The organism is Mycobacterium sp. 1245499.0, assembly GCF_001673615.1.
In the GTDB taxonomy this organism is placed as follows: domain Bacteria; phylum Actinomycetota; class Actinomycetes; order Mycobacteriales; family Mycobacteriaceae; genus Mycobacterium; species Mycobacterium europaeum_A.
The window spans coordinates 1-768 of record NZ_LZMG01000081.1 but is presented as its reverse complement, the minus strand read 5'-3'; the positions used below and the strand labels follow the sequence as shown (position 1 = coordinate 768).

Annotated in this window: 2 pseudogenes; both read left to right on the top strand. The window is 64.8% G+C overall.

Annotated elements, in window-relative coordinates:
- Nucleotides 1–255 (top strand): annotated as a pseudogene (locus A5646_RS04195) (MCE family protein); the annotation flags it as partial.
- Nucleotides 256–603: 348 nt separating this feature from the next.
- Nucleotides 604–768, top strand: a pseudogene (locus A5646_RS04190) (MCE-family protein MCE1A); the annotation flags it as partial.

The following is a 768-nucleotide window of genomic DNA, read 5'->3' as shown; positions in this document are numbered from 1 at the left end:
ATCGCCGGAGTCGTCGGCGGCGCACCCAACCCGTACATCTGGCCGGAGAACCTGCCGCGGGTGAACGCGCGCGGCGGCCCCGGTGGTGCGCCGGGCTGCTGGCAGCCGATCACCCACGATCTGTGGCCCGCGCCGGAGTTGGTGATGGACACCGGCAACAGCCTTGCGCCCTACAACCACCTGGATACCGGGTCGCCGTATGCGAACGAATACGTCTGGGGCCGCCAGGTCGGCGACAACACGATCAATCCGTAAACCGCGAAAGTCCTGCTACACAACGTCATTCGCGTGCCGACAGCAGCGGTCAGCCGGCACACCCCACCGCGCGTACCTGAAAGGTGACGTGGTCCGCCCGCCGGTCCCGCCGTTGCTTTGTTTGTGCCACTGCGGCGCGGTACATTTCACTGGTCTTATTACATGCGTGTACAGGCCAGCGCCGGGTGGCGACGGCACCGAGGCGAGGGGCAGGGTTGGCGACGGTGGGTGACCTGGATAACCACCCGTGTCGCCGGCTGTCCACGATGACTTTCGGGCTCACGGTGTAGCGCCGTGGAAGGTTCACCCGTTCAGATCAACGACTCCCGCGAGCCGCCGTACAAGTTCATCACCCTGCTCGTGGTGGTGGTGCTCGGCGTGATCTTCACCCTGGTCTACATCCAGTTCCGGGGCGGTTTCACCCCCAAGACCGAGTTGACGATGATTGCGTCGCGGGCCGGTTTGGTGATGGATCCGGGTTCGAAGGTGACGTATAACGGGGTGGAGATCGGC